Here is a 21,384-nt window from a genome sequence, read left to right as displayed (position 1 = left end):
GTCAGTACCTCCGTTCTTTCGCTTCCTTTAGCTCTCCCAAAAACTCCAGGTAGTGCGCATAGCGGCCCCCGTTCATCTTGCCCGTCTCCGCTCCGGCGCGCACCGCACAGCCGTCTTCACCTTCGTGCAGACAGCCGCGGTATTTGCAGTCATGAGACAAGTCCCAGACGTCGCGGAAACACTGCGCCAAAACCGGCGGTTCCATGCCGGCGAACTCCAGCGTGGCAAACCCTGGCGTATCGATCACAAACGTATCATCAAAAATCCGGAAGATCTCGGAGTGGCGGGTCGTATGCTTCCCGCGGCCGAGCTTTTGCGAAATCTCGCCGATCGACAGGTTCAGCCCCGGCGACAAAGTGTTGAGCAGCGTCGATTTGCCGACGCCGGAGTTGCCGGACAGACCGGACAGCTTGCCGGACAAAAGGGCGCGCGCCTGCTCCACGCCCGCACCCGACTTGGTCGAGACGGCGACCCCTTGATAGCCCATGTCGCGGTACGGGTGCAAAAAGCGCTCCGCCGCTGCCTGGTCGGCCAGCAGGTCGACTTTGGTCAACACGATCACGGCGGGCAGACTTTCCCGCTCCACCTGCACCAGCATCCGGTCGAGCAGCTTGGGATTGAAATCCGGCTCCTTGACCGAAAACGTCAGCACGCACTGGTCGATGTTGGCGAGCGGCGGGCGCACCAGCTCGTTATTGCGGGGCAGGAGCTCTTCGACGACGCCTTCCTGCCCGCCGATGGGCGTATAGACCACACGGTCGCCCACCAAAGGGGTGATGCCTTGCTTCTTGAAAACGCCGCGCGCCCGGCATTGGCGCACGACGTCTCCGTCTTGTACATAGTAAAATCCGGCGATTGCTTTGGTAATGAGCCCTTCTGGCATGTGTTGCCTCCGTACTCTCAGGAAGTCATGTGCTTAGTCTTCGTACTGAATAGGTATCGTCTTCTCTTCCTTGCCGTCGATATAGACTTTGATCGAAGCGATCTCGCCCGGCTTGACGATCACTTCCACATGGTAGGTTTTCGTGGCTTCGATCGTCTCATCGACGACGACAGCGTTGGACTGCGCATCATTTTTCACGATCTTGACGCGCTTTTTCTCGCCTTCCCCCACCGGAACCTGCACGTCATACGTCTTCTTCTTCGGCTCTTCTTTCGTGCCTTGGGAGACGACGAGCGAAATCGTTTCGCCTTTGTTCAGCTCCGTGCCCGGCGTGTAGGACGGCGAGGTGCCGATCACTTTCCCGGACGGAACCTTGTCGGAGTACTGGGAGATCACTTCGCCGACTTTAAAGCCGGCTCCGGTCAAGCGGGCGGTCGCATCCTGAACGGTCAGCCCGCTCAACTGCGGCACGCTCGCTTTTTCAATCGCTTTGGCGACGGTCAACACGATCCGCGTCACCTTGTCGATCGTCACGCCGGAAGCCGGATTTTGCGACAGCACCGTACCGGCCGCTGCGTTCGCGTCCTCGCGCTCTTCGAACGACACGTTTTCCGCGCTGACACCTTCCTGTTTCAGCTTCTCGAGCGCCTTGTCACGGCTGAGCTCGGTGACGACCGGCATCTCCATCTTTTCCTGACCGCGGGAGACGGTCAATGTCACTTCGCGGTTGGCTTTGATCGTTTTGCCGCCGTACTGGTCCTGGCGAATGACCGTGCCGGCCGGCTCCTTGTCGCTGTACTCTTCTTCTTTGTTGATGTTGTTGATGTCAAGGCCTGCGTTAAGCAGCTCTTTGACCGCCACGTCGTACGTCTTGCCGACGACGTCGGGCATCGTGACATCTTTTTCGCCCATGTAATTGGTGACGAGCGTGTACGCGGTGACCGCGCCGACGCCAAGCAACAGGAAGATCGCAAACAGCCAGATCACCGGACGCCAGAAGTTCTTTTTCTTTTTGCCGCCTGCCTCTTCTTCCACAGCGGCAGGCTTGTTCCCCTCAGCCGACTGGACCGGTTCGGCAGGCGGCTGCGTCGACCCGGCGGTCGCAGGTTTCGCGCTGCGCAGGCCGACAGCCGGCATTTGGATCGTGCTCTGCTCGTCAAACAGGGGCGGAGTGAACTTCGGCACGTTCGGATAGAGCAGTGCCTTCTCCAGATCGCGCGCCATCTCGCGTGCGCTCTGGTAGCGCACACCCGGGTCTTTGGCCAGCGACTTGAGGATGATGTTCTCCACCGACTGCGGAAGTGAGGGGTTGATCTGGCGCGGCTCGACGAAGTGGTCCTGCAAATGTTTGAGCGCGACCGAAATCGGCGTCTCGCCGGAGAACGGCAGCTCGCCGGTCAGCATCTCATAGAGCACCACGCCAAGCGAATAGATGTCCGATTTGACGTCGGTGATGCCGCCGCGGGCCTGCTCCGGCGAAAAGTAATGCACAGAGCCGAGCACAGAGCCGTCCTGGGTGATCGTGTTCGAGGTGATCGCCCGCGCGATGCCAAAATCGGTCACTTTCACCCGGCCGTCTTTGCCGATCAGGATGTTGTGCGGCTTGATGTCGCGGTGGACGATGTTGTTTTCGTGCGCGTGGCCGAGTGCGGAGCAAATCTGTTTGCAGATGTCGATCGCTTCCTGCACCGGCAAGGGTGCGCGGTCCTGAATCACTTCTTTGAGCGTCAGGCCGTCGACAAATTCCATGACGATGTAATACTCGTCGCCCTCCATCCCCACATCGTAAATGTTGACGACGTTAGGGTGGGACAGCGAAGCGGCCGCTTGCGCTTCACGGCGGAAACGGCGGACAAATTCTTCATCGGTGGAGAACTGCGCATGCAGAACTTTGATCGAGACAAAGCGGTTGAGCAGAGTATCCAGCGCCCGATAGACGACTGCCATGCCTCCGCCGCCAATTCGTTCGATCACTTCGTAACGATCGCCAAGCTTTCGTCCGATCAAAGTACGTCACCTCGCCCCGACAGATTTAGTACGGCCACCACGGTGATGTTGTCGTGACCGCCTGCTGCCAGCGCTCCATTGATCAACGCGTCGACCTTCGTCTCCAAAGCCGAGTCGCCCGCCATGACCTCCACCATCGCCTCCCGGTTCACCATGTCGGTCAGACCGTCGGAGCAAAGCAAGAGAATATCGCCTGCAGCCCAAGTGCGGTGGTAGAGGTCCGCCTGCACCGACTCATCGGTGCCGACCGCGCGCAGCACGATGTTGCGCTGCGGATGCACGTTCGCCTCTTCCTCCGTGATTTGTCCGTTTTTGTAAAGTTCATAGACCAGCGTGTGGTCGTCCGTCAGTTGGATCAGTTCGCCCGCCTGCCAGAGGTAGGCGCGGCTGTCCCCGATATGGCCGAGAAAGATCTCACCGGGGCTGACCAGCGCCGCCACCAGCGTCGTGCCCATGCCACTGAAGTCCTTGGACGTCGCCGCATGTTCATGGACGGCGCGGTTGGCATGCTGCATCGCGTCGATCAACAGATCGGAAGCGTCATAAGACTCCGGGTCTTGCGGCGCTTCTTTGATATGGGTTAACAGCGTTTCAATCGCCAGAGAACTCGCCACCTCACCCGCAAGGTGGCCGCCCATTCCGTCCGCTAACACCGCGACGCCAAACGGCGTCAGATCGGCGGCGACCGCATAGCAGTCTTCATTGAGCTGACGGACGAGTCCGATATGGGTTCTCGCCGCATAAAGCATCTCCATCACCTCAGCTTCTCCCCTGCTCGGCACGCAGCTGTCCACAGGCAGCCGCGATGTCGTGTCCTTTTTCCCGTCTGACCGTCGCGTTGACTCCCAGGCGGTTCAGTTCGTTCACAAACGCCCGAATCTGATCTTTCGGGGTCCGCGTATAGTTGCGCTCCGGCACGTAGTTGACCGGAATCAAGTTGACGTGGCAGTCGATGTTCGTCAGCAGTCCGGCCAGCTCGCGCGCGTGCGCCAAATCGTCGTTCTGCCCACCGACCAGCGCGTACTCGAAGGAAATGCGGCGCCCGGTCTGACGGATGTAGTAGCGGCAGGTTTCGAGCAGTTCGTCGATGCCCCAGCGGCGGTTGATCGGCATCAGCGCCGAGCGGATATCATCGCGCGTCGCATGCAGCGAGATCGCCATCGTGATCTGGCGCTTTTCATCGGCCAGACGGCGGATCGCCGGCACCAGGCCGGACGTGGAGATCGTGATGTGGCGCGCGCCGATCTTCAAGCCGTTCTGGTCGTTGATGATGTCGACGAACTTCATCACCTCATCGTAGTTCTCCATCGGCTCGCCCGAGCCCATCAGTACGACCGACGAAACGCGCTCTTCTTCTTCGTCCAGAAAGCGCTGGACGTTGAGCAGTTGCTCCACCACTTCGCCGCCGGTCAGGTTGCGCACCAGCCCGCCGAGCGTGGAGGCGCAAAACGTGCAGCCCATCCGGCAGCCGACCTGCGAAGAGACGCATACCGAGTTGCCATAGTCATGGCGCATCAGCACCGTCTCGATCGTCGAGCCGTCGTACAGCTCCCACAGCCACTTGATCGTGCCGTCGGTCGACACTTGGCGCGTCACTTCGCGCATCGTGTAGATCACCGCCGTCTCCTTCAGCTGATCGCGCAGCTTTTGCGGCAGGTTGGTCATCGCGTCAAATTCGGTCACGCGTTCGACGTACAGCCACTGGTAGATCTGCTTGCCGCGAAACTTCGGCTGCCCGATGCTCTGCACCCATTTTTCCAAGTCTTCAAGTTCGAGGTTGAGCAGATGCATTTTTTGCCCGGCATCTGAAAGGTTCTGTTGTTCGTTGATCATGGGGATCGTTTCCATGTTAGGTCACCTGCTTTCGACGTAAGCGTGCGATGAAGAATCCATCGCTGTCAAACTGCTGCGGCATGAGCTGCACCGCGCAGTCGTCTTGAATCGCCCCGTGCACCGCTTCCATCAGGAACGGTGCGATGAGGTCGGGTTCGAAATCGGGATGCTCGGCCAAAAAAGCGCGCACCACGTCTATGTTTTCTTCCGGCATCACCGTGCAGGTAGAATAGACGAGCACACCGCCCGGTCGCAGCGCCTGGGCGACCGTGTTCAGCAGATCGCGCTGCAACTCGGCGATCTCTGTGATGTCGCCTTGAACTTTGCGCCATTTCAGATCGGGCTTGCGCTTGATCACGCCAAGCCCGCTGCACGGCGCGTCCAGCAAGATGCGGTCGAACGTGCCGGCGTCGGCGATCACCCGGCGAATGTCGCCGGCCCGGGTGCTGATCGATTGCAGGCCGAGGCGGCCCGCCACGTTTTCGATCAGTTCGATCTTATGCTCGTGCACATCGACGGCGACCACTTCGCCATCGTCGCCCATCAGCTCGGCGAGATGTGTCGTCTTGCCGCCTGGTGCCGCACAACAGTCGAGGACGCGCTCCCCGGCCTGCGGGTCGAGCGCCTGCGCGACGAGCATCGAGCTTTCATCCTGTACGGTGCAGCGCCCTTCTTGAAAAGCGGGCAGCCGGGTCACGTCCAGCCCTTCGTGCAGGATGATCCCGAATGGCGAAACGAGCGAGGGGTGGGCGCCGATGCCCTGTTCGGCCAGCTCTTCGAGCAGTTCGTCACGGGTGGCGCGGTTCGAATTGACGCGCAGCGTCAGCGCCGGACGGTCATTGTTCGCGGCACAGAGCTGCTCGGCCGTCTCGCGCCCGAACGCGTCCGCCCAGATCTGCACCATCCACTCCGGGTGGGAGTGCAGCAGCGCCGTGTGCCGCGTCCAATGTTTCTCCTTCGAGGGGAGTTTGATCGCGTCTTTGTTGCGCAAAGTGCCGCGCAGCACGCCGTTGACGAAGCCGCTCGCTTTGCGGCCGCGGCGCTTGGCGATCTCCACCGCTTCGTTGATCGCCGCAAAAGGCGGAATCCGTTCCAGATAAAACAGCTGGTAGACGGTCAGGCGCAGCAGATTGCGCACCCAAGGCTCCAGTTTATGCAGCGGAGTCTTGAGTGCCGGGGTCAAGTAATAGTCGAGCGTGTTCATCCGCCCGACCGTGCCATACACCAGTTCCGTGGTCAGCGCCACATCGCGGGGGCTGAGCCGTGTTTTGCGCAACGCGTTGGTCAGCGCCAGGTTGCTGTAGGCGCCTCTCTCTTCGATGGCAAGCAGTACGTCCAAAGCGGTGTCTCTTGCTGTCTGAACCAATGCGCTTACTCCTCCCGATCTCCAAACTTGCTGCCCGGGGCCGGCTGCACGCCGCGCAGATACTCGCTGACGAGCATGCGGCGCTTGCCCGCAGGCTGAATTTCAAGGAGCGCCAGCGTGCCTTGGCCACACTGCACGATGATGCTGTCATCGGTCGTTTTGACGACGGTGCCCGGCTCGGCATGCGGAGCGCTCGTTTCCTCTTCTATCCTAGCTTGCCATATCTTCATCACTTTATGAGAGTAGGTCGTAAAGGCGACCGGCCAGGCGTTGAGTCCGCGCACCTGATTGTAAAGGGTGCGGGCGTCGCGGCTCCAGTCGATGCGTTCGTCGTCGCGCGACAGGTTCGGCGAATAGGTCACCAGGCTCTCATCTTGCGGTGTTTCGGTGTGCGTGCCGTTTTCGATCGACGGCAGGGTTTCGATCAGCAGCTTCGAGCCTGCCGCCGCCAGTTTGTCATGCAGGGAGGATACGGTGTCCGCTTCGGCGATCGGCACGACGACTTGCGAGATCATGTCCCCGGCGTCGAGCGCCTGCACCATGCGCATGATCGTCACGCCGGAGTTGGCATCGCCTTCGAGAATGGCGCGGTGAATCGGCGCGCCGCCCCGCCAGCGCGGCAACAGCGACGCATGGACGTTGACGCAGCCAAGGCGCGGCATGTCCAAGAGGCGCTTGGGCAGAATCTGCCCGTACGCGGCGGTGACGAGCAGATCGACACCGATTGCTTCCAGCTCCTGCAGCGCTTCTTCCACGCGGACTTTCTCCGGCTGCAGCACCGGCAGGTTGTGGCGCAGTGCCGCCACTTTCACCGGCGGCGGCGTCATTTCGCCTTTGCGGCCTTTCGGGCGGTCCGGCTGGGTGACGACCGCCGCGACCTCATAGCCGTTTTCGATCAGTGCGTCGAGGCACGGCACGGCAAAATCGGGTGTTCCCATGAACAAAATACGCATCTGCAATCACCTGCCCTTAACGTTTTTTCCCGGCCGTCTTGTTTGCGGTGCCCTCCGGCACCAGACGGTCGGTGAACAAAATGCCGTCGAGGTGGTCGATCTCATGCAACAGGCAGCGGGCCAGCATGCCTTCGCCTGTGATGGTGATCGCTTCCCCTTCGCGGTTCAGCCCTTTGACGACGACGCGGTACGCGCGCAGCACTTCGCCCGACTTGCCCGGCATCGACAGGCAGCCTTCGGGGCCGACCTGCTCACCTTCTGCGGTGACGACTTCCGGATTGACCAGTTCGATCAGCCCGTCCCCGACATCGACGACGATGCAACGCTTCAAAATGCCGATCTGCGTTGCGGCGAGCCCGATCCCGTTGCCGGCGTCGTACATCGTGTCGGCGAGGTCGGTCAGCAGTTTTTGTATATGTGAAGTCACTTCCGCGACCGGTTTGGCGACCTGGCGCAACACCGGGTCTCCTTCCTTGCGGATGATTTTGATTGCCATCTGATGGTTACCTCCTGACTGCGCTTCCAATGCTTCCAGAAAACGAAAAAGCACCATCTTTCATCTTACCAAACCAACCCGCGTTTCGAAAGGGAAGATTTTCCCCTACAGGATCATTTGTGCATTGACGTCGATCGACAGATAACCCCCCGCTTTTTGCGCTTCCTGCGCCGCCTCCAGATAGACGGCGCGAATCGTGTCGCCGACCTGTTTGAAGCGGACGTATTTGAGCACCACGTTGAAGCGGTATTTCCCTTGCAGACGGGAAAGCGGCGCGGGCGAAGTGCCGAGAATGATGATGTCGTCCCGCCCGTGAAACTGCGCGCGCAGGCGGTCTTCGAGCTTGCGGGCGATCAGCAGCGCCCCGTCTTCATCGGTGTTGACCGACGTGAACGCGGTCAGCTCGCGAAACGGCGGATTGTGCACGCCATAGCGAACGCGAATCTCATGCTGGAAAAATTCCTCATACTCCTGCCGCTTCGCAAACTGCACGGCGTAATGCTGCGGATTGTAGGACTGCACGACCACTTCGCCCGGCAGCTGGTGCCGCCCGGCGCGCCCGGCCACCTGTGTCAACAGCTGGAAGGTGCGCTCCGCCGCCCGGAAATCGGGAACGAACAGCGACGTGTCGGCCGAGATGACGCCGACCAGGGTGACGTTTGGAAAATCGAGCCCTTTGGCGATCATCTGCGTGCCGAGCAGAATCTGCGCCTCCTTGTTGCGGAAGCGCTGCAAAAGCTCGGCGTGCGACCCTTTACCGGACGTTGTGTCCACATCCATCCGGATCACCTTCGCCTCCGGGAACACGCGGTGGAGCTCCTCTTCGACGCGCTGCGTGCCGGTGCCGAAGTGGCGGACGTGATCGCCTTTGCAGTCCGGGCAGGTCTCCGCCATCCGCTCCGCATAGCCGCAATAGTGGCAGCGCAGCTGCTCCAGCCCGCGCGCTTTGTGGTAGGTGAGCGGAATCTCGCACTCCCGGCAGCGGGCGACATATCCGCAGGATCGGCAAAGCACAAACGTCGCAAACCCGCGGCGGTTTAAAAAGAGGATGATCTGCTCCCCTTTTTCCAATCGCGCCTCGATGCCCTTTTTTAATGCCTTGGAAAACATCGAGCGGTTGCCTTCGTGCAGTTCGTTGCGCATGTCGATCACTTTGACCTTCGGCAGGCGCTGCCCCATGACGCGCTCGCCCATCTCGATGCGGCCGATCTGCCCCTGATGCGCCCACCAGCGCGTTTCCAGCGCCGGGGTTGCCGAGCCGAGAACGACGGTCGCGCCATGCTGACGGGCACGGTACATCGCCACTTCGCGGGCGAGGTATTTCGGATGGTCGTCCTGCTTATAAGAAACTTCATGCTCTTCGTCGATGATCATCAGTCCGATCGAGCGAAACGGGGCGAAGATCGCTGAGCGCGCTCCGACGACGATCGTCACGTCACCTTGGCGAATGCGCCGCCACTCGTCAAACTTCTCGCCGGCCGACAAGCGGGAGTGCATCACTGCGACCGCATCGCCAAAGCGCTTTTTGAACCGCTCGACCATCTGCGGCGTCAAGGAGATCTCCGGCACGAGCATGATCGCCTGACGTCCCTGCTCCACACAGGTGGCGATCGCCTGCAGGTAGACTTCTGTCTTCCCCGACCCGGTCACGCCTTGCAGCAGAAAGGTCTCCGGCTTGCGCGTATCGACCGCTGCGGCGATCTGATCGTACGCGGCCTGCTGCAGTTCGGTCAGCGGCAACGGCTGCTCCGGCTGTGCATGGGCGATGCCGTATGGGTCGCGGAGCACTTCCTGCTCGACTTTTTGCAGATAGCCTTTCGCCAATAGCGGCTTGAGCGTCGACGAGGAAGCGCCCAGCTCGCTGAGCACGTCTCTCATCGGCACCGCTTCCCCTTTGTCGAACAGGTAGGCGAGCACCTCCTGCTGCTTTTTGGCGCGGTTCAGCTCTGCAAGCGCCGCTTGGAAGGCGGCGCTGTCCAGCGAACATGCCAGCGCGGTGATCGTCTTGACCTGCGCACCTTGCTTGACGCGGTACGATTCGGCCAAGATCCCTTCCGCCACCCAGGCGCGGAGGATCGGCCGCCACTCGGGCCGTTCCGCGATCAGTTGCTCTTTCGTTTTGTTCGGGGATTCGTACAGGCTCTGCAGCAGGTCGTCTTCCAGAGAGCCGGGCAGCACATACGGCGGCTCACCGGCCAGATGGAGCTTGGTGCTCGCTTTCGCCCGCATGCCGCTCGGCAGCAGCGCCTGCACAGCGGCTGCTTTTGTACAGAGGTAGCGTTCGGAGAGCCAGCCCGCCAAGTCGACCAGATCGGGCGTCAGCGGCGGTTCGTCGTCGAGCACTTCGAGGATCGGCTTGGTCTTGCTGACATCGGCCGCCAACGAGAAGCCGACGATGTAGCCTTCCAGCCGCCGCGGACCGAACGGCACGAGGACGCGGGTGCCGATCTGCACCTGCTCCTGCCAGCGCTCCGGCACCTCATAGTGAAAGGGGCGGTCGACCTGCGAAGAGCGCAGTTCGACGATCACTTCCGCAAAGCGTTTGCCGCTCATGAGACCGGGCCCCGCTCCTGCCTGCGAAGCTCTTGCACGCGATCGAGAATGCGGTCGGCCACTTCGCGCTTGGACAACAGCGGCAGCGGGGTGTCGCCGTGGCGGTCGACCAAAGTGACGATGTTCGTGTCGGTGCCAAAACCAGCTCCGGCCTGTGACACGTCATTGGCGACAAACAGGTCGGCGTGTTTGCGCTCCAGTTTGCCGCGCGCGTTTTCCAAGACCTGTTCCGTCTCGGCAGCAAAGCCGACCAAGACTTGATCGGCGCGCTTTCGTTTGCCGACTTCCAGCAAAATGTCCGGGTTGCGCTCAAATTCGATGGTCAGCGGGCCGTCTTTTTTCTTCAGCTTCTGCTCATGGCGCAGCTTGGGTCGATAGTCGGCGACCGCGGCAGCCCCGATGATCACATCTTGCGCCTCGACATGCGTCATCACGGCGTCGTGCATCTCCAGTCCCGTCTGCACGCGGATCGTCGTGACGCCTGGGGGCGGCAACAATTCGGACGGACCGGTCACCAATGTGACCTCCGCACCGCGCTGTACGGCCGCTTCGGCGAGCGCGTACCCCATCTTCCCGGTCGAGCGGTTGGTGATGAAGCGCACCGGGTCGATCGGCTCGGCGTTGCGCCCGGCGGTGATCAGAACGCGCAGGCCGTTCAAGTCCTGTCGCTGCTCCTGCTCTGCAAAAAAAGCTTCGATCCACGCTCCGATCTCCTCCGGCTCCATCAGCCGGCCTTTGCCTGTCCATCCGCAAGCCAGATAGCCGACGCCGGGCTCGGCGAACAGATACCCTTTTTCCTGCAGGTAGCGGATGTTGTCCTGTACGATCGGGTTGTCGTACATGTTGACGTTCATCGCCACTGCGAACAGGACGGGCGCTTTGCTTGCCATGATCGTCGTGGTCAGCATGTCGTCAGCGAGGCCGTGCGCCACTTTGCCGATCACGTTGGCGGTGGTCGGAGCGACGACGATCAGGTTGGCCTTGTCGGCGAGGGCGATGTGAGCGAGTTCGGACGGGTCGGGCTCGGTGAACGTGTCGAGGTGCACCGGCTTTTTCGTCAGGCTCTGGAAGGTGAGCGGGGTGATAAACTTTTGCGCAGATTCAGTCATGATGACATGCACGTTCGCGCCGGCTTTGGTCAGCAGGCTGGCCAGCAACGCCGCTTTGAATGCGGCGATCCCGCCGGCCACGCCAAGCACGATCGTTTTGCCTTTGATCATGGCGACCGTCTCCTCTCCTCATGGTGATCGCTAGTGGCGATCTCTGTTTCTACAAAAAGAAACAACCTGCGGGAGGTTGTTTCTCGTCGTATTACTTAATGCCGTCTTTCGTGCGCACGAAACGCACTTTCTCATCAGAAATTTCGTTCAGCGCCACGGTGACATTTTTGTTGGTTGCCACTTGCACCAGTTTGTCGGCGCCGTCCTGAATGCGGCGGGCGCGCTTGGAAGCGGCCACGACCAGCGAGTATTTGCTGTCGGCCAGATGCATCAATTTGTCAATGGAAGGATAAATCATGTTATTTGCCCCCCTCATGAATCAAACGGTTATAGTATTCCAAATTGCGGGAGACGCTGCACAGCTCGGAGGTGATGATGCTGCGCACCTTGGTGCAGGCGTTGTCCACTTCGTCGTTGACGACGACATAATCGTATTCGGAGATGTATTTCATCTCGTCGGTCGCTGCCCCGAAGCGGCGGTTAAACGATTCTTCCGTCTCCGAACCGCGGCCGATGATGCGGCTCTTCAGCTCATCGAGGCTCGGCGGAATCAGGAAGATAAAGACGCCGTTCGGGAACTTCTGCTTGACTTGCAGCGCGCCTTGGATGTCAATTTCAAGCAGCACGTTTTCGCCGGCGTTCAGCGTGTCTTCCACATACTTGCGCGGCGTGCCATAATAATTGCCGTATACTTCGGCCCATTCCAGAAGCTCGTCGTGCTTGACCATCTCCTGAAACTGGTCGACGCTTTTGAAAAAGTAGTTGATGCCTTCCATCTCGCCTTCGCGCGGCTGGCGCGTCGTGCAGGAAACGGAATAATGCGTCGTGTTCATGCTCGGAAGCAGCGCTTTGCAGACCGTCCCTTTCCCTGCGCCGGACGGACCTGACAAGACGATGAGCAACCCTTTCTGAATCATCATTCTACCCCTCCGGACGTTGTGGTTTTACTCTTCGTCGTCTTGGCTGTTGTCTTTCGCTACCAGACGGTGCGCCACAGTTTCCGGCTGAACTGCCGACAAAATGATATGATCGCTGTCGGTGATGATGACGGCGCGGGTTCTGCGACCGTATGTCGCGTCGATCAGCATGCCGCGGTCGCGCGCCTCTTGAATGATCCGCTTGATCGGCGCAGACTCCGGAGAGACGATCGACACGATGCGATTGGCGGAAACGATATTCCCAAACCCGATATTGATCAGCTTAATGCTCACGACCCATTCCTCCTAAATTCGCAGCCTCTCTGCCTGCATTGTTGCCATGACGGCAGCTTCTGATACCAGAGCCGGCTGTTATTCTACGTTTTGAATCTGTTCGCGGACCTGCTCCAGCAAGGCTTTCATCTCCACCACATGCTGGGCGATCTGCAGATCGTTCGCTTTGGAACCGATCGTGTTGACTTCCCGGTTCATTTCCTGCACCAAAAAATCGAGCTTGCGGCCGACCGGCTCGGTGGTAAGCAGCAGCTCGTCAAACTGGGCGCAGTGGCTGTTCAGCCGCACCAGCTCTTCGACGATGCTCGCCCGGTCGGCCAGCACGGCCACCTCGGTCAAAAGCCGCGCTTCGTCGACGACGAACGACTGCCCTGCGAGCGCCTCCCGCAGGCGCTTTTCCAGACGCTCGCGGTATTCGCTCACCAAAAGCGGCGAGCGGGCGGACACCGATTCGGTGACAATGCGCAGCTTGTCGATGCGCTCTTTGACGTCTACCGCCAGTCGCGCGCCTTCCGCTTGCCTCATGCGGACCAGATCGTCTGCCGCAGCGCCGGTCAGTTGCAACAGCAGACGGCCGAGGAGCTCCGGATCGCTCTCCTCCTGCGTCACCGACATGACGTCCGGCTGGCGCAGCAGGTCGGAAAGCGCCAGCCGCTCCACCATCCCGAGGCGCTCGGCCAGCGCGTCGGCCGCGCTTTTGATCTTGACGGCCAGCTCTTCATCAAGGGTGACTGTGCGCCCTTGCTGCTCGGTCATTTCAATGGTTATGTAACAATCCAGCCTGCCTCGCGAGACGCGCTCGGAAACGGCCTTTTTGATGCCGTCTTCGAACATCAGGTAGTCACGCGGCATGCGCACCATCACTTCCGCATAGCGGTGGTTGACCGCTTTGATCTCGACGAGAATGCGGTACCCGTGATCTGACGCTTCGGCCCGGCCGTATCCCGTCATGCTTTTGAGCATCGAGATTCCCTTCTTTCGCCTCTATCATACTACGGAAATATGTAACAAGGAACAGGATATTGCCGTTTTTCGGGCGTTTCCTGCTCATATTACGCAATTTCTTGCCAAGATGCAAGCAAAAAGGATCACCTGCCGCGAAAAAGTGACTGCGGCAAAAGTGACCCTTGCGCCGTTACCAGCTGCCTTCAAAAACGATGACCGACGGCCCGGTCATATACACGCGCCCATCCGCTTCCCGCCACTCGATCTGCAGGTCGCCGCCTTTCAGATGAACGGTCGTCTTGCGCGCCGTCCGTCCGGTCAAGACGCCGGCGACGACAACGGCGCAGGCGCCCGACCCGCAGGCCAGCGTCTCGCCGCAGCCGCGCTCCCAGACGTGCATCGTCACGTCATCCGGCGCATGCACCTGCACGAATTCCACGTTCGTCTTGCGCGGAAACATCGGGTGCGTCTCGATCTGCGGGCCGGTGCTGTGCAGACGGATCTCCTGCATGTCTTCCACGAAGATCACGGCGTGCGGGTTGCCCATCGAGACGGCGGTCAGGGAAAACTCGCCGTCCGGCACAGCCACCGGATGGCTGACGACCTGTGTGCGGTCGACCGTCGTCGGGATCTGCGCTCCGGCGAGCGTCGGTTCCCCCATGTCCACGGTGACTTGGGACACGGCGCCGCGTTCCGCAAACAGCGTCAGCTTCTGCACGCCGATGCGAGTTTCGAGCAGTACTTCCGTCTTGTCGGTCAGGCCCTTGTCATACACGTATTTGGCGACACAGCGCACCGCGTTGCCGCACTGTTCGGCTTCCGTGCCGTCCGCATTGAAGATGCGCATCGCAAAATCGGCCCCGCCGGCATGCGGCAGCACGAGCACCAGGCCGTCCGCCCCGATGCCGAAATGACGGTCACAGACCTTTTGCGCCAGTTCCGATATTCCCTCCGGAACGGAAGAAAACTCGGCAACGACGACAAAGTCGTTGCCGAGACCATGCATTTTGGTGAACTTCATCTGAGTTTATTTCCTCCTTGCACCGGAGAAGCCAAGGTGTGCGGTGCGTTTGCGGGTCACCCGGCGGGCGGCGAGCGCGAACGTCGGGATGGCAGCCGCCACCAGCACGATCATCCAGTCGACGAGGTCCAGCGGAACGGTGTGGAACACCGGCTGGAACGCTTCGATGTACATGACGCCGAGCAGGAGCACGACCGAGGAGATGACCGATGCGATCAGCCATTTGTTTTCAAAGATGTTGCGGGAGAAGATACTGCCTTCGACACTGCGGCAGTCAAAGACGTGGATCAGCTGCGCCATGACGAGCGTCGTGAACGCCATCGACTGCGCTTTGACCAGATTGTCCGGCTCCATCTGCAAGGTGAACCAGAACACGGCGAGCGTCGCCAAACCGATCAAAATCCCGCGGGAGAGAATCTTAAAGCCGAGGCCGCGCGCAAAGATCGATTCGCGCACGTTGCGCGGCGGCTTGTGCATGATGTCTTTCTCCGCCTGGTCGACGCCGAGCGCGATCGCCGGCAAACCGTCGGTGACGAGGTTGACCCAGAGGATCTGGATCGGCACGAGCGGCAAAGGCATGCCCATCATCATCGCGAGGAACATCGTCACGATCTCGCCGACGTTGGAGGCGAGCAGGTAGCGGACGAACTTGCGGATGTTGTCATAGATGCCGCGCCCTTCCTCGATCGCGGCGACGATGGTGGCGAAGTTGTCGTCGGACAGGATCAGCGACGATGCGTCTTTGGCCACATCGGTGCCGCCCTGGCCCATCGAGATGCCGATGTCGGCCGCTTTGATCGCCGGCGCGTCGTTGACGCCGTCGCCGGTCATCGCGACCACGTTGCCGCGCGCCTGCAGAGCTTTGACGATGCGGAGCTTGTGTTCCGGAGACACGCGGGCGTAGACAAAAATGTCATCGACGCGCGTTTGCAATTCTTCATCAGACATATTATAGAGATCGTGTCCGTTGACTGTCAAACCGCCCGACGGCAGGATGCCGAGCTGGCGGGCGATCGCTTCGGCGGTCACCTGATGGTCGCCGGTGATCATGATCGTTTTGATGCCCGCTTTTTTGGTGCGGGCGATCGCATCGAACACTTCGGCACGCGGCGGATCGATCATGCCGGTCAGACCGACGAAGACGAGGTCGCGCTCCGGATCCTTTTCTTTGAACTGCCCCTCATGGCGCAGCGGGCGGTAAGCGACGGCGAGACAGCGCAGCGCTTCAGCGCCCATCGCATGGTTGGCCTGCATGATGCTCTTGCGCAGCGACCCCGAGAGCGGCGTGACTTTACCGTCGATCAGCATGTAGCCGCAGCGTTCGAGCAAAACGTCCGGACCGCCTTTGGTCAGCATGAACAGGTTGCCTTTTTGATCGCGGGTGAGGACGGACATCATTTTGCGGGTGGAGTCGAACGGGAGTTCATCAAGGCGCGGCTGCTGCGCTTCCATGTCCGGACCGTGCAGTCCGCCTTTGGCGGCCAGCACCATCAGCGCTCCTTCGGTCGGATCGCCTTGCACCGCCCATTCGGTGTGCTTCTTCTGCTTGTCTTGGAAGAGGACGGCGTTGTTGCAAAGCACGGAGACTTCCAACAGGCGCATCAGGTCGGGGCGGCGCTTCGGATCGAACTTTTTGCCCGCGAAGTGAAACTCGCCTGCCGGGTCATAGCCGGTGCCGGTTACTTCATAGAACTGACCGCCGATCCAGACGCGCTGGACGGTCATTTTGTTTTGCGTCAGGGTGCCCGTTTTGTCGGAACAGATGACGGTCGCCGCGCCGAGCGTTTCAACAGAAGGCAGTTTGCGGACGATCGCTTTGCGCTTGATCATGCGCTGAACGCCGAGGGCAAGCGCGACGGTGACGATCGCGGGCAAGCCTTCCGGAATCGCCGCGACGGCGAGCGAGACGCCGGCGAGGAACATCGTATAGATGTCATTGCCGTGCAGGATGCCGGCGATCACAACGACCGCGGTGATGCCGAGCGCGACGTAGACAAGAATTTTGCCGAGCTGGTCGAGGCGGCGCTGGAGCGGGGTCTCCGTCTCTTCGGCCGTCTGGATCAGGTCGGCGATCAGGCCCATTTCCGTCTGCATGCCGGTGGAGGTGACCAGCGCTTTCGCTTTGCCGCGGGTGATCATCGTGCCCATGTAGGCCATGTTTTTGCGGTCGCCAAGCGTGGCGTTGATGTCGCCGATCGAAGCGGTCATCTTCTGCACCGGGAGCGATTCGCCGGTCAGGGCGGATTCTTCCGCTTCCAGGCTGGCAGATTCGAGGATGCGGACGTCGGCCGGCACGCGGTCGCCGCTCTCGAGGAAGATGACGTCGCCAGGGACGAGGTCGGCAGCAGGAATGCTGATCTTCTTTCCGTCACGGAGCACGTGGGCGGACGGCGCGGTCAACTGCTTCAGCGAAGCGAGCGATTTTTCAGCGCGAAGTTCTTGGTAGAAACCGAGAATGCCGTTGACGATAATGATCGCGATAATCGTGATCGCGTCTGCGTGTTCGCCAAGCAGACCGGAAACCAACGTTGCTGCCAGCAGCACCAACACCATAAAATCACGGAACTGGTTCAGGAATAAAGTCAGCCATGATTTTTGCTCAGCTTCGTTCAGTCTGTTCTCCCCGAATTGTTCACGCCGTTTTTCGGCCTCCGCATTCGTCAGGCCGTCCGGCGGTACGGAGAGCATCTGGAGTACGTCATGTACGTCCATCGTATGCCAATGATTCTTCTGCACCAGGTGCCACCCCTTTTTCCACATCGTTGTCCTGAGAACATGTCTATGCTTGACCCGCAGCAGGTAGACCAAGCATGACAAGTCCCCCACGGCCTTGAACGACCTTCAAAACGATTAAAAAAAGTCCCGGGGCTACCTTTACACAAGCAGTCTCGTATATACTGGCTCCGAGGTGAAATTTCATAGAAAGGAGCGATGGCACATGCTCACCGAAGCAAAGTTCCTCGACCTCTTCTCGCAATGGCAAACCCAGCTGTTGCAGCAGATCGACGAACGGTTCCGCGGCCTTGACGGGTACTTCGAAGGCATTGGCAAAAGAGTGGCAGCAATGGAGATGCATCTCCAAAAAGAATTGGACGCCAAATGGGAGGCCCTGCAGCAGGAACTGCGGGAGGGCCTGCAAACGATACGAGAGCGCTTCGATCAACAAGACAGACGGCTGGATCATTTGGAGGCAGATTCCGAGTTTATCAAGCAGCGTCTCGATCATCTCGAGGTTGGCGAAGAGAAGCTTTTGACTTTTATGAAGGAACGGTTCGATCAGAATCAGGCACTTCTAGAAGAACGATTCGATCAAGTCTATGATTTCATTCGCCAATCGGAGGAAGATCAAGAGACGAACTTCAATCAAGTTCTGCGCGCGATGAACTTGAAGAACCGCCGCTGACACCCCGCATCACCACTTCTCCTGTTCAAATCATCCCAACCCAAAAGGCTGTTGACGCCTTGCGTCACAGCCTTTTTTATTTAACTCAGCGCTTCCCATTCCGCTCTGCGCGGCTTGATCGCCACCGTTTCCTTCAATTCTGCGATCACATCCTCCACGTACGCCGCCCGGCGCATGCCGACGAGCACGCTGCTCACCCCTTGCGTCGAGCGGAGTGCACGCAGCGCGAGGTGGCTTGCACGGCCGGCCCCGGCCCAGTCTGCGGCTGCCGCTTCGGCGCGGGATGTGATCGCGCGAACCTGTTCCGCTCCCTTCCACTGATAGTAGGCGGTCACTTCCGGAAGCACGCCATTCACGCCGTCCACATAGGCCTCCACCCACTCGGCAGCCGCTGTGGTCAGTTTGCCGCTCTCCAGCAGTTTGCGAATCCCGGTCTGCACCGTCGGCACCAAAAACTGCCCCTGCACCTCCCGCCAATGCTCCGCCGAAGAAAAGCTCCGCCAGTGTTCCTGCAAAAGACGGCCTGCTGACAACTTGTCTGCCGCCTCCTCCCGCTCCTGATCATCCTCGAGCACTGCGGCCAACAACTTCTCTTTCAACGAACGCTCCGCCTCCGCCAGCCGCTCCACCTGCGTTTGCACAGACGCAACATCCACCGGAACGGCATCCCCGTCAGCCAGCCGCACCAAGCGACCACCGACGATCGCATTCAGCGGCCGGTTGATCAACACGCCGAGCTCGTTTTCTACCGCCAGCTCCAGCACGCTTTTTCCCCCGGCTTGGTTCGCCTCTGTCATCCCGCCCGTCTCCACGAGGTTCATCGGCAGTTGGATCACTCGAAAATGATGAGCTGCCGACACCTTTTCAGCCAGGGCCAGCACATCCTCGAGCGACGTAAAGGTCACATCGTCCCGCCGGGCCGGAAACGTGTTCGACGAGATCCCGTAGCACCCGATCCGCCCCTGCTCCACTTCCCGCTCCAAATGCCGAAACGCCAGCTCCAACCGCCGCTCATACTCCGCCCGTGCAGTTTCCGGCGGCACATTCTCCTGTTTCGCCGCCATCAAATAATACTCGGGGTTGTGCAGCAGATACACATCGAGCCGCTCCATGCGCAGCCGGGCCAGACTCCGCGTCAACTGATCTGCCAAAAACACGGGGTGGATGCAATGCTCCAGCCCCGGCCCGTACGACACCAGATCGGGAAATGGACGGCCCTCGCGCTTGCGCTCTTGGCTGAGCAAGTAGTTCTGCCCCTGCAAATACCCGGCCTTGGACACGACCACGACCTGTTCGCGCCCCGCCTCGCCTGCCGCGATCATCTCCTCCAGCACCGCGCCGACCAGTTCCTCCGAGCCTCCGTCCCCATAATTCGCGCTCGTATCGATCAGATTCACACCGCATTGCAGCGCCTTGCGCAGCGCCATACGATGCTCCTCCACGCTGACATCTACCCGATAGCAGCCAAATCCTGCCTGGCTGACCAACAGCCCCGTCCTCCCGAGCTCGCAATGCTGCAGATCTGCAAAACTTTCCATATACGCTTTCGTGCCTTCCGCTGTCGCATTTCCTAAAATCATCTTTCTGCTCCTTTCTCTTCCAACTCTGTATCTTTCAAGTATAGCACCCATTGCCACGCCGCCAAATCCCAAGTATAATGGCGTAAACACTGGCACGTTCCCCTTGGCGGAAGTGCCTTTTCTTATATAGAGGTGATCGAATATGGCGTTTGACGGCATCGTCCTGCACGCTGTTGCACATGAATTGTCCGAACTGCTTTTGACCGGACGTGTTGATAAAATTTACCAGCCACTCGACCGCGATCTGCTCCTGCACATCCGCCGCGGTGGCCAGAACTACAAGCTGCTCCTGACCGCGAACGCTTCCTTCCCGCGCGCGCATCTCGTGCAGGAGTACAAAGGCCACAATCCGGCCGAACCGCCGATGTTCTGCATGCTCCTGCGCAAACACTGTGAAGGCGGGCGCATCACGCGCATCGAACAGGTCGGCAATGAGCGCATCCTGCACATCGCCATCGAGAACCGCGATGAGCTCGGCGACTTGACCGAGCGCATCCTCGTCGTGGAGATCATGGGCCGCCACTCCAACGTCATCCTGCTCGACCCGGCGGAGAACCGCATCCTCGATTCGCTTGTCCACGTCAATTTCGGCACGTCCCGCCACCGCGAAGTGCTGCCCGGCCGCACCTACGTCGAGCCGCCCGAGCAAGGCAAAGAGAACCCGTTTGGCGTCTCGCTCGGCCGCTTTCAAGCCCTGCGCGACGAGCAGGCAGGCCTCGCCTTTGACAAATTTTTAGTGAGCAGCTTCACCGGGATCTCGCCGCTGCTCGCCAAAGAGATCACGCACCGCCTCGGCAGCGGCGCGCCGACTCAAGAGCAGGAGTGGCAGGCGTTCGCCGGCCTCCTCGACGATTGCCGCGCTCACCGCTACCAGCCGACGATCGTCTACCACGAAGACCGTCCCAAGGCGTTCTCCTGTGTCGCCCTCACCCACGTCGAAGGCGAAGCGACAGCGTTTGGCACGATAAGCGAAGCGATCGAACGCTTCTATTCAGAAAAAGCATGGCGCGACGCCCTCCGCCAACGATCTCAGGATCTGGAGCGCCTGCTGTCGAATGAGCTGCAAAAAAACATCAACAAAATCGCCAAATTCGAGACGATGATCGCCGAAGCGTCCGAAGCGGAGCAATACCGCATCTACGGCGAGCTGATCACCGCTAACCTCTACCAGATCGAGCGCGGCATGGAGTCGGTCACCGTCCAGAACTATTACGACGAGAACCTGAGCGACCTCACCATCCCGCTCGATCCGGCGCTTTCGGCGAACGAAAACGCACAGAGCTGTTTCAAGAAATACAACAAAGTCAAAAAATCGATCCCGATCCTCCACCAGCAGATCGAAGAAACGCGAGCGGAAGTCATCTATTTAGAGAACGTCCTTCAGCAGCTCTCCACCGCCACCTGGAGCGACATCGAGGAGATTCGCGAAGAGCTGCAGGCGGAAGGCTACCTGAAGATCAAGCAAAAGCCGCTCCCGAAAGGCAAGAAGCCGCCGAAGAAAAAGGAAGCCCCGATCAAGCCGGAGCGCTATCTCTCCTCCGACGGCATCGAGCTGTTCGTCGGCAAAAACAACAGGCAAAACGAATACCTGACCATGAAGTTCGCCCACAACACCGACACTTGGTTGCACACCAAGGACATCCCGGGCAGCCATGTCGTCATCCGTGCCAAAGAAGTGCCGGAAACGACGCTGCTCGAAGCGGCGCAGCTGGCCGCCTTTTTCAGCAAAGGGCGCGAATCGAGCCAGGTCCCGGTCGACTACACCCTGATCAAACACGTCTGGAAACCTAACGGCGCCAAGCCGGGCTTCGTGCTGTACGACAACCAGAAGACGCTCTACGTCACGCCGGGCGCCCGCTTGACCGAAACGCTGCGCACTTCCTAAAATTCGCCAAGTGCCGCCCGACGCAAAA

The 21,384-nt window shown here is 60.0% G+C and carries 18 protein-coding genes; 2 read left to right on the top strand and 16 right to left on the bottom strand.

The window, feature by feature from the left end:
- Position 1: 1 nt before the first annotated feature.
- The 15 genes from rsgA to EV586_RS18435 all read right to left on the bottom strand — a co-directional run bounded on the left by rsgA (position 2) and on the right by EV586_RS18435 (position 17,224).
- On the bottom strand, positions 2–883 hold the full coding sequence (rsgA, locus tag EV586_RS18505; RefSeq protein WP_132946566.1) for a ribosome small subunit-dependent GTPase A: 882 nt from the start codon (positions 881–883) through the stop codon (positions 2–4).
- A 33-nt stretch (positions 884–916) separates the two neighbouring features.
- Positions 917–2,890: a Stk1 family PASTA domain-containing Ser/Thr kinase gene (gene pknB, locus EV586_RS18500; protein WP_132946565.1), complete on the bottom strand. Its 1,974-nt coding sequence runs from the start codon at positions 2,888–2,890 to the stop codon at positions 917–919.
- Complete coding sequence (locus tag EV586_RS18495; protein WP_132946620.1) at positions 2,887–3,645, bottom strand: Stp1/IreP family PP2C-type Ser/Thr phosphatase; 759 nt, start codon at positions 3,643–3,645, stop codon at positions 2,887–2,889. Before EV586_RS18495 ends, pknB begins: the two co-directional genes overlap by 4 nt.
- 4 nt (positions 3,646–3,649) lie before the next feature.
- Positions 3,650–4,723: a dual-specificity RNA methyltransferase RlmN gene (gene rlmN, locus EV586_RS18490; protein WP_132946619.1), complete on the bottom strand. Its 1,074-nt coding sequence runs from the start codon at positions 4,721–4,723 to the stop codon at positions 3,650–3,652.
- Positions 4,724–4,739: 16 nt separating this feature from the next.
- Entirely contained in the window at positions 4,740–6,089 is a 1,350-nt protein-coding gene (gene rsmB, locus EV586_RS18485; RefSeq protein WP_132946564.1) for a 16S rRNA (cytosine(967)-C(5))-methyltransferase RsmB, read from the bottom strand.
- A 5-nt stretch (positions 6,090–6,094) separates the two neighbouring features.
- Positions 6,095–7,042 carry a methionyl-tRNA formyltransferase gene (gene fmt, locus EV586_RS18480; RefSeq protein WP_132946563.1) on the bottom strand — a complete coding sequence of 316 codons (948 nt, stop codon included), beginning with the start codon at positions 7,040–7,042 and terminating at the stop codon, positions 6,095–6,097.
- A 16-nt stretch (positions 7,043–7,058) separates the two neighbouring features.
- Positions 7,059–7,538 (bottom strand): peptide deformylase, encoded by a 480-nt coding sequence (gene def, locus EV586_RS18475; RefSeq protein ID WP_132946562.1) that lies wholly within the window; start codon positions 7,536–7,538, stop codon positions 7,059–7,061.
- Positions 7,539–7,643: 105 nt separating this feature from the next.
- Positions 7,644–10,091 carry a primosomal protein N' gene (priA, locus tag EV586_RS18470; RefSeq protein WP_132946561.1) on the bottom strand — a complete coding sequence of 816 codons (2,448 nt, stop codon included), beginning with the start codon at positions 10,089–10,091 and terminating at the stop codon, positions 7,644–7,646.
- A complete protein-coding gene (gene coaBC, locus EV586_RS18465) occupies positions 10,088–11,311 on the bottom strand; it encodes a bifunctional phosphopantothenoylcysteine decarboxylase/phosphopantothenate--cysteine ligase CoaBC (protein WP_132946560.1) in 1,224 nt (407 codons plus the stop codon). The genes priA and coaBC overlap by 4 nt, the downstream gene beginning before the upstream one ends.
- 91 nt (positions 11,312–11,402) lie before the next feature.
- On the bottom strand, positions 11,403–11,609 hold the full coding sequence (gene rpoZ, locus EV586_RS18460; protein ID WP_132946559.1) for a DNA-directed RNA polymerase subunit omega: 207 nt from the start codon (positions 11,607–11,609) through the stop codon (positions 11,403–11,405).
- Between the two features lies 1 nt (position 11,610).
- Positions 11,611–12,231: a guanylate kinase gene (gmk, locus tag EV586_RS18455; RefSeq protein ID WP_132946558.1), complete on the bottom strand. Its 621-nt coding sequence runs from the start codon at positions 12,229–12,231 to the stop codon at positions 11,611–11,613.
- A gap of 24 nt (positions 12,232–12,255) precedes the next feature.
- Positions 12,256–12,522: an extracellular matrix/biofilm regulator RemA gene (gene remA / locus EV586_RS18450; protein ID WP_087457736.1), complete on the bottom strand. Its 267-nt coding sequence runs from the start codon at positions 12,520–12,522 to the stop codon at positions 12,256–12,258.
- Positions 12,523–12,600: 78 nt separating this feature from the next.
- On the bottom strand, positions 12,601–13,485 hold the full coding sequence (locus tag EV586_RS18445) for a YicC/YloC family endoribonuclease (RefSeq protein WP_132946557.1): 885 nt from the start codon (positions 13,483–13,485) through the stop codon (positions 12,601–12,603).
- Positions 13,486–13,657: 172 nt separating this feature from the next.
- On the bottom strand, positions 13,658–14,488 hold the full coding sequence (dapF, locus tag EV586_RS18440) for a diaminopimelate epimerase (protein ID WP_132946556.1): 831 nt from the start codon (positions 14,486–14,488) through the stop codon (positions 13,658–13,660).
- A 6-nt stretch (positions 14,489–14,494) separates the two neighbouring features.
- Positions 14,495–17,224, bottom strand: coding sequence for a calcium-transporting P-type ATPase, PMR1-type (locus EV586_RS18435; RefSeq protein WP_481937773.1), 2,730 nt, complete (start codon positions 17,222–17,224; stop codon positions 14,495–14,497).
- Between the two features lie 202 nt (positions 17,225–17,426).
- On the opposite strand from EV586_RS18435, the gene EV586_RS18430 reads away from it, so the two are divergent.
- A complete protein-coding gene (locus EV586_RS18430) occupies positions 17,427–17,891 on the top strand; it encodes a hypothetical protein (protein WP_132946555.1) in 465 nt (154 codons plus the stop codon).
- A gap of 80 nt (positions 17,892–17,971) precedes the next feature.
- Here the strand turns inward: EV586_RS18430 and EV586_RS18425 are convergent, their stop codons facing one another.
- Positions 17,972–19,471, bottom strand: coding sequence for an aldo/keto reductase (locus EV586_RS18425; protein ID WP_165898700.1), 1,500 nt, complete (start codon positions 19,469–19,471; stop codon positions 17,972–17,974).
- A gap of 142 nt (positions 19,472–19,613) precedes the next feature.
- Between EV586_RS18425 and EV586_RS18420 the strand changes: the two genes are divergently transcribed.
- On the top strand, positions 19,614–21,356 hold the full coding sequence (locus EV586_RS18420) for an Rqc2 family fibronectin-binding protein (RefSeq protein WP_132946553.1): 1,743 nt from the start codon (positions 19,614–19,616) through the stop codon (positions 21,354–21,356).
- Positions 21,357–21,384: the final 28 nt, after the last annotated feature.

This window comes from Tumebacillus sp. BK434 (assembly GCF_004340785.1).
Lineage (GTDB): Bacteria > Bacillota > Bacilli > Tumebacillales > Tumebacillaceae > Tumebacillus_A.
This window is presented reverse-complemented; position numbering and strand designations above follow the sequence as displayed.